Origin of the sequence: Blastomonas sp. (assembly GCF_041747255.1) — a bacterium.
Classification (GTDB): Bacteria; Pseudomonadota; Alphaproteobacteria; order Sphingomonadales; family Sphingomonadaceae; genus Blastomonas.
In genome coordinates, this window is sequence record NZ_JBGTFM010000143.1 from 1 (window position 1) to 6,710 (window position 6,710).

8 protein-coding genes and 2 pseudogenes are annotated in these 6,710 nt (G+C 62.2%); 3 read left to right on the plus strand and 7 right to left on the minus strand.

The annotated features are described in order from the left end of the window. A pseudogene (locus ACEW8G_RS05005) lies at positions 1-537 on the minus strand (competence protein ComEC); the annotation flags it as partial. A gap of 74 nt (positions 538-611) precedes the next feature. Between ACEW8G_RS05005 and gltX the strand changes: the two are divergent. Continuing rightward, on the plus strand, positions 612-2,069 hold the full coding sequence (gene gltX, locus ACEW8G_RS05010; RefSeq protein WP_373487346.1) for a glutamate--tRNA ligase: 1,458 nt from the start codon (positions 612-614) through the stop codon (positions 2,067-2,069). A gap of 43 nt (positions 2,070-2,112) precedes the next feature. After that, entirely contained in the window at positions 2,113-3,396 is a 1,284-nt protein-coding gene (locus tag ACEW8G_RS05015) for a citrate synthase (protein WP_373487347.1), read from the plus strand. Between the two features lie 72 nt (positions 3,397-3,468). Here the strand turns inward: ACEW8G_RS05015 and ACEW8G_RS05020 are convergent, their stop codons facing one another. The 3 genes from ACEW8G_RS05020 to rplU form a co-directional block, all read right to left on the minus strand. After that, positions 3,469-4,008, minus strand: coding sequence for a GNAT family N-acetyltransferase (locus ACEW8G_RS05020; protein WP_373487348.1), 540 nt, complete (start codon positions 4,006-4,008; stop codon positions 3,469-3,471). 180 nt (positions 4,009-4,188) lie between these two features. Then, positions 4,189-4,464 (minus strand): 50S ribosomal protein L27, encoded by a 276-nt coding sequence (gene rpmA, locus ACEW8G_RS05025; protein WP_373487349.1) that lies wholly within the window; start codon positions 4,462-4,464, stop codon positions 4,189-4,191. Positions 4,465-4,491: 27 nt separating this feature from the next. After that, complete coding sequence (gene rplU / locus ACEW8G_RS05030) at positions 4,492-4,959, minus strand: 50S ribosomal protein L21 (RefSeq protein WP_373487353.1); 468 nt, start codon at positions 4,957-4,959, stop codon at positions 4,492-4,494. A 293-nt stretch (positions 4,960-5,252) separates the two neighbouring features. On the opposite strand from rplU, the gene ACEW8G_RS05035 reads away from it, so the two are divergent. Continuing rightward, complete coding sequence (locus ACEW8G_RS05035; protein WP_373487350.1) at positions 5,253-5,771, plus strand: hypothetical protein; 519 nt, start codon at positions 5,253-5,255, stop codon at positions 5,769-5,771. A gap of 34 nt (positions 5,772-5,805) precedes the next feature. Here ACEW8G_RS05035 and ACEW8G_RS05040 read toward each other — a convergent pair whose 3' ends face one another. The 3 genes and pseudogenes from ACEW8G_RS05040 to ACEW8G_RS05050 all read right to left on the minus strand — a co-directional run. Next, on the minus strand, positions 5,806-6,264 hold the full coding sequence (locus ACEW8G_RS05040; RefSeq protein ID WP_373487351.1) for a molybdenum cofactor biosynthesis protein MoaE: 459 nt from the start codon (positions 6,262-6,264) through the stop codon (positions 5,806-5,808). Between the two features lies 1 nt (position 6,265). Next, a complete protein-coding gene (locus ACEW8G_RS05045; protein ID WP_373487352.1) occupies positions 6,266-6,514 on the minus strand; it encodes a MoaD/ThiS family protein in 249 nt (82 codons plus the stop codon). Between the two features lie 6 nt (positions 6,515-6,520). Then, positions 6,521-6,710: pseudogene (locus ACEW8G_RS05050) on the minus strand (GTP 3',8-cyclase MoaA); the annotation flags it as partial.

Genomic DNA, 6,710 nt, shown 5'->3' on the forward strand with positions numbered 1-6,710 from the left:
CTGCGCGGGCGGCATCAGCCGGGCGCGCACAGCGATGACCGCGCCGGGGCGCAGCACCACGTCGTCCTTTTCCGCCGCCAGATTGACACGCACCTGATCGGGCAGGCCGAGCGCGGGCGCGGTGCGCACCATGAACCGCACCAGCCCGCGTGCAGGCAGGTCGTCACGCTCAACGATGCGTCCCTGCAAAGTGCCAAACCAGGGCTTGGCGAGCGGCTCTGCGCCAATCACATATGCGCGTGCCATCACCAAAGTGCTGCCCATCGCGAGCATCAGCGCAGCGACGAAGACACAGCGCGGCATCAGCTCCATTTCTGGCCAGCGCCCGTGCAACGCGCGCGTCGTCAGCGCCAGCGCCGCGCACAGTGCGATCCACGCGAGCTGCGCATCGACCCCTGGCAGGATGAACCACGCAGCGATGCCTGCCGCAAAGCACGGCGTGATCCACACCGGCAGCTGATCACGCTCTGCCAACGCGAACCGCGCGAGCACAGCGCGACCCGATCCGGGCAGGCCTGCACCGGACACTCTGGCCATTTGTCGCTGCCAGAAAGCCGTGCTAGGGGCGATGTCAAAGGCCATGGCCTCATGATTTTGAAAGGAAAGTGAGCGTGAGTGCAAGCGGCGATCATCCGCCCGTGACCGATGGCGCTGGCAAGGGCGTCGTCACCCGCTTTGCACCCTCGCCGACCGGATATCTGCACATCGGCGGCGCGCGCACCGCGATGTTCAACTGGCTGTTCGCACGCCACCACGGCGGCAAGGCGCTGCTGCGGATCGAGGATACCGACAAGGCACGTTCCACCCCCGAAGCCATTGATGCGATCTTTGCCGGGCTCGACTGGCTAGGGCTGGACTGGGACGACACACCCGTCTTCCAGAGCGCACAGGCTGCACGCCATGCCGAAGTTGCGCACGCGCTGCTCAACAGCGGCAATGCCTATAAATGCTTTGCGACCGCCGAAGAGCTTGAGGCGATGCGCGCCGAGCAGCGCGCCAAGAAGCTGCCGCTGCGCTATGATGGCCGCTGGCGCGACCGTGATCCGGCAGAGGCACCCGCCGATGCGCCCTATGTGGTCCGGCTGAAAGCGCCGCAATCGGGCAAGATCACGATATCCGACGCGGTGCAGGGCGATGTCACCGTCGATGCGCGCGAACTTGACGATTATGTGCTGCTGCGTTCCGATGGCAGCCCGACATATATGCTCGCGGTGGTGGTCGACGATCATGACATGGGCGTCACCCATATCATCCGCGGCGACGATCACCTCAACAACGCCTTTCGCCAGCTGGTGCTGATCCGGCCAATGGGTTGGCCAGAACCGGTCTATGCCCATATCCCGCTGATCCACGGCAACGACGGCGCAAAGCTTTCGAAACGCCATGGGGCGCTCGGCGTCGAGGCGTATCGCGATGACATGGGGGTCGTATCCGACGCGATGTTCAACTATCTGCTGCGGCTCGGCTGGGGCTATGGCGACACAGAAAAGATCACAAGAGCCGAGGCCATCAAGCTGTTTTCGCTTGCCAATGTCGGCAAATCGCCCTCGCGCTTTGATGCCAAAAAGCTAATCAACCTCAACGGCCAGTATTTGCGCGAGATGGACGATGGCGCGCTTGCCACGCTGGTCGCACCCCGGCTGGCGAAGCTCTTGCCAGCCTTTGATCCGGCAACGGGCAGCGATCTGCTCACCCGGGCGATGCCGGTGATGAAGCTGCGCGCGCGTGATCTGAACGAACTTGCCGATGGCGCGCAGTTTCTGTTCAAAATGCGCCCGTTAGGCATAGACGACAAAGCCCAATCTTTGCTAGATGGAAGCGGGGTCGCGATGTTACAAACGGTTGCGCCGGTGCTGGCCGAAGCAGAGCCATGGACCGCAGCCGTTCTGGAGGACAGGGTCACGCAATGTGCCGAGGCCAATGGGCAGGGTCTCGGCAGCTATGCCCAGCCGCTGCGCGCCGCCCTGACTGGTCAGGCGCGTTCGCCAGGCATTTTTGATGTGCTCGAACTGTTGGGACGCGAGGAATCGCTGGCCCGAATTGATGATGTTACCCGCGTGACCGCCTGACCGGACACGCGCCTGATACAACCGTTTTGGAGGAGAACGAATCGTGGCAGACAGCGCATCACTCAAAATCGGCGACAAGGAGAGCAGCTATGCGATCCGGTCGGGCACCGTCGGCCCCGATGTTATCGATATCCGCAAGCTTTATGCTGAAACCGGCTGCTTCACCTATGATCCCGGCTTCACCTCGACCGCCAGCTGCGATTCCGCGCTGACCTATATCGATGGCGACGAGGGCGTGCTGCTCCATCGCGGCTATCCCATCGGTGAACTGGCCGAGCATTCCAGCTTCATGGAAGTCTCATACCTGATGCTCAACGGCGAACTGCCGTCACCGGACGAACTCGACACCTTCGCCTACACCATCTCGCGCCACACAATGCTGCACGAACAGCTGATGCAGTTTTATCGTGGCTTCCGGCGCGACGCGCACCCGATGGCGATCATGTGCGGTGTGGTCGGCGCGCTGTCGGCGTTTTATCATGACTCGACCGATATTGCCGATCCTGAGCATCGTAAGATCTCAAGCCACCGGCTGATCGCCAAGATGCCGACGATTGCGGCGGCGGCGTATAAATATTCCATCGGCCAGCCGTTCGTTTATCCGCAGAACTCGCTGTCCTACACTGGCAATTTCCTGCGAATGACGTTCGGCGTTCCGGCCGAGCCCTATGAGGTCAACCCGGTTGTCGAGCGCGCGCTTGACCGCATCTTCATCCTCCACGCCGACCATGAACAGAACGCATCGACTTCGACGGTGCGGCTGGCGGGCTCATCGGGTGCGAACCCTTTTGCCTGCATCGCGGCGGGCATTGCCTGCCTGTGGGGCCCGGCGCATGGCGGCGCAAACGAGGCGGCGCTCAACATGCTGCGCGAGATCGGCACGCCCGACAAGATCCCGCATTATATCGCGCGCGCCAAGGACAAGAACGATCCGTTCCGCCTGATGGGCTTTGGTCACCGCGTCTACAAAAACTACGATCCGCGTGCGACGGTGATGCAAAAGACCGTGCGCGAGGTGTTCGATGCGCTCAAGGTCAACGATCCGGTGTTCGAAGTGGCGCTGCAGCTTGAAGAAATGGCGCTCAACGACCCCTATTTCATTGAGAAGAAGCTGTTCCCGAATGTGGACTTCTATTCGGGTGTGATCCTGTCAGCCATCGGCTTCCCGACCACGATGTTCACTGCCCTGTTTGCGCTTGCGCGTACCGTTGGCTGGGTTGCGCAGTGGAACGAGATGATTTCCGACCCCGGCCAGAAAATTGGCCGCCCGCGCCAGCTCTATACCGGTCCGGCAGAGCGGCCCTATGTCGATCTTGGCGCACGTTGACCTAGGTCCGGATGAAGCGACCCCCCGCTGTAATGCACGACAGCGCGGGGAACGAAAAAGGGTTCTCGAACGTCAGGCCGCCAGCGGTCGCTCAATGTCCGCAACGTCGCTCTCCAGCGTGTATTCCTTCGCCATAGCCGCATAGCCGCGACCAGCGCTGAACCGGGGGCGGATGACGCCGGTGGGGGTAAAGCCCAGCCGCCGCAACACCCCGCCCGATGCAGGGTTGTCGATGTAATGGCTGGCGACCAATCGCTTATGTCCGATCATCCAGGCATTGGCGATGACCGCGCGTGCAGCTTCGGTGGCATAGCCCTGGCCCCAATGGTCGCGCGCGATCCAGTAGCCAAGCTCCGGTTCGCCTTCGGTTTCACCCAGGCCGCAGCTACCAATCAGTGTCTGCCCGGCATCGCCCGGCCGGGTGAGCAGAAAGTGCGGAAAATGCGGGTCCTGCGCGCGGGCGGCGAAGCTGCGCGCATCATCAAGGGTATAAGGCCAGGGCGCACGCGCGAGATTGTACACGATACCGGCATCGTTGATGCCCGCAAACAGCGCGTCGGCATCTTCGGGCCAGACCGGCCGCAGCAACAATCTTTGCGTTCTTGCAAACATTATGTCTCTCCTGTTTTGCGCTGCCCTTGCCATCAAAAGATGACAGCACGGAGTATGCGTCGTGACAGGGAGGCAAAAAGAAAGGGAGATGGGACGGACCCCATCTCCCTGTCGTTTCCACCAGCCTTGCGGCCGGTTGTGGGGCGTCCCTTTGATGGACGACCCGTTATCGATCGTCCGTTATTCGGCGGCCTGCGCCACGGCTTCGGTCACCACCGATACATATTTGCGGCCAAGGCGCCCTTCGTGGAATTTGACGCGGCCTTCGGTCAGCGCAAACAGCGTGTGATCCTTGCCCATGCCGACATTGCTACCGGCGTAAACGCGGGTGCCGCGCTGACGGATGATGATGTTGCCACCAATCACCGGCTCGCCGCCAAATTTCTTCACGCCAAGACGGCGACCTGCGGAATCACGACCGTTGCGCGATGAACCGCCAGCTTTCTTATGTGCCATTGTTCAAAACTCCTTGTTCGCGCCAGATCAGGCGTTGTCAGCCGACTGGTCGGCTTCCGACTTGGCGGCAACAGCCTTCTTTGGCGCTGCCTTCTTGGCCGGGGCTTTCTTGGGGGCGGCTTCTGCAGCAGGTGCATCGGCGGCGGGCTCGGCGTCAACAGGCGCAGCAGCCTTCTTCGGCGCTGCCTTCTTCACTTCTTCGCCCACACCCAGGATGCGCAGGATTGTGTGCTGCTGGCGGTGGCCCATCTTGCGGCGGTAGTTGTGGCGACGGCGCTTCTTGAACACCACCACCTTGTCGGCTTTTGCCTGGGCGATGATCTCTGCCGACACGGTAACCCCTGCCACATCCTTCACTTCGCCGCCGTCACCGGCGAGCAGAACGTCATTCAATGCAATAACGTCGCCAGCCTCTCCGGCCAGCTTTTCCACTGCGATTTTATCTCCGGCTGCAACGCGATACTGCTTGCCGCCTGTGCGCACGATAGCGAACATGGGTTGTCTCGTTTCTGTTTGCTTCAGTTCTATTCCGGGCACGCAATTGGCGACATCCAAACCAGTGACCACCTGTTGCCAGAATCGAATCAATGGAGCGAATACCGCTGCCCTGCGACGGGATGCCCCGCGCCGGAAAGCCCACGCCGTTAAGCGAAACCTGTCAGGCTGTCAACACACAGGGGTCGGTTTTTGCGTAAATTGCACCCTTTTGCGCGGGGCCTGTCCAGCCGCGCGCTTGCCTTGCCTTTGTCCGTTGCAGCCGTCAAGCCGCACGCCTAAGACCATGAGCGATGAAGCTGATTGCTCCCCTTATGTGCCTGCCGTTTGTGGCCGGCTGCCTCGCGCCGATGCAGGATTTTCCGTCGCTTGAGCGCCGCGATATCGAAACGCGCGACCGTCAGGCCGAAGCACTTGCCCCCCCGCCGCCAGTTGTCACTGTGAACGACCCGGCGCTTGCTGGTGAACTGCGCGCGATCGAGGCCAAAGCCGAAGCCGCCCGGCAGAGCTTCGCCGCTGCAGTCGCCGCAACCCGGCAAAGCGTCAATGCGGCGCGCGGTGCTGCGGTGGGCAGCGAGTCATGGTCGGTTGCTCAGACCCAGATCAGCGCGCTGGGTGCCAGTCGCCGAGAGCTCTCGCAGATTCTGGGAGATCTTGATGCGCGATATGTCGCCCGGTTGCAGCAGGAAGCAGCAGGCACGGTGACCGCAGGCGGATCAACGCAAATTCTGGATGCGCGCACCCGCATTATCGCGGTGATCGAAGCGCAGGATCAAACGCTTGCCGCGATGAAGGCCGGCCTGGCTGGCTGAGCGGAGCGAACACTGAAAAAGTCCGAGTACCTTCTCAGCCGTCCCATCGCGCAGCATCAGCATAATCATCGGTGCGCGGCTCGATCCACGAGCGTCCGCCCTCACCCGTCTCGCATTTCCAGAACAGCGCACGGCACTTGAGATGGTCCATCAGGAAATCAGCCGCCTCAAACGCCGCGCGGCGATGCTTGCTGGCGGTGGCGACCAGCACGATAGGTTCGGCAGGTGCCAAGTCGCCAATCCTGTGGATCACCAGCGCTGCCTCAAGCGCCCAGCGTGACGCGGCTTCATTCAGCGCATCGCCAATATCGCGTTCGGTCATGCCCGGATAGTGTTGTAGCGAGAGTGCTGTCACCGCCCCGGCCGCATTGCGCGCGCGCACCAACCCCAAAAAGCTGACCACCGCCCCTGCATCAGCAAGCTGCGCGCGAAAACGCACCATCTCCTCTTCCGGATCAAATGGCGCGCTGGCGATGCGGATGCGCTCGCGCATATCAGCCCCCACTAACCGGCGGCAGGAAGGCGAGTTCGTCCTCGTCCTCGATCAAAGCCTCGCCATCGACGATGGTGCCGTTGATCGCATAGCGGACGCGCTCCTCGGCCAGCGCCGATGCCAGCAACCGGTCGCTCTGCTCAATAATACCGATGACATCTGCGACCGACAGCGCGGTGCTTAGCCCAAGCGCGCGCTCCACCCCGCCCGCCAGATCGCCCAAGCGGCCAAAAAACAGCAACGTGGCCATGGCGCTTCAGCCTCCCGTCATCGACATGTGCCGGGCAAGCGCAGGGGCAGCCCCCGGCCTGTCGATGTGAAAATCGTGCCGCTCGGGCTTGCCACGCATCGCCCGGTCGAGCGCGACATCAAGCGCCGCGTTGCTCTCATCGCCGCGCAGCGCCGCGCGCAGATCGACATGCTCATCCTGTCCCAGGCACATATAA

Bases quoted from the DNA above. Each gene is read 5' to 3' on its own strand.
- ACEW8G_RS05020 (WP_373487348.1), bottom strand. From the start codon at position 4,008: ATGTTTGCAAGAACGCAAAGATTGTTGCTGCGGCCGGTCTGGCCCGAA.
- rpmA (WP_373487349.1), bottom strand. From the start codon at position 4,464: ATGGCACATAAGAAAGCTGGCGGTTCATCGCGCAACGGTCGTGATTCC.
- rplU (WP_373487353.1), bottom strand. From the start codon at position 4,959: ATGTTCGCTATCGTGCGCACAGGCGGCAAGCAGTATCGCGTTGCAGCC.
- ACEW8G_RS05035 (WP_373487350.1), top strand. From the start codon at position 5,253: ATGAAGCTGATTGCTCCCCTTATGTGCCTGCCGTTTGTGGCCGGCTGC.
- ACEW8G_RS05040 (WP_373487351.1), bottom strand. From the start codon at position 6,264: ATGCGCGAGCGCATCCGCATCGCCAGCGCGCCATTTGATCCGGAAGAG.
- ACEW8G_RS05045 (WP_373487352.1), bottom strand. From the start codon at position 6,514: ATGGCCACGTTGCTGTTTTTTGGCCGCTTGGGCGATCTGGCGGGCGGG.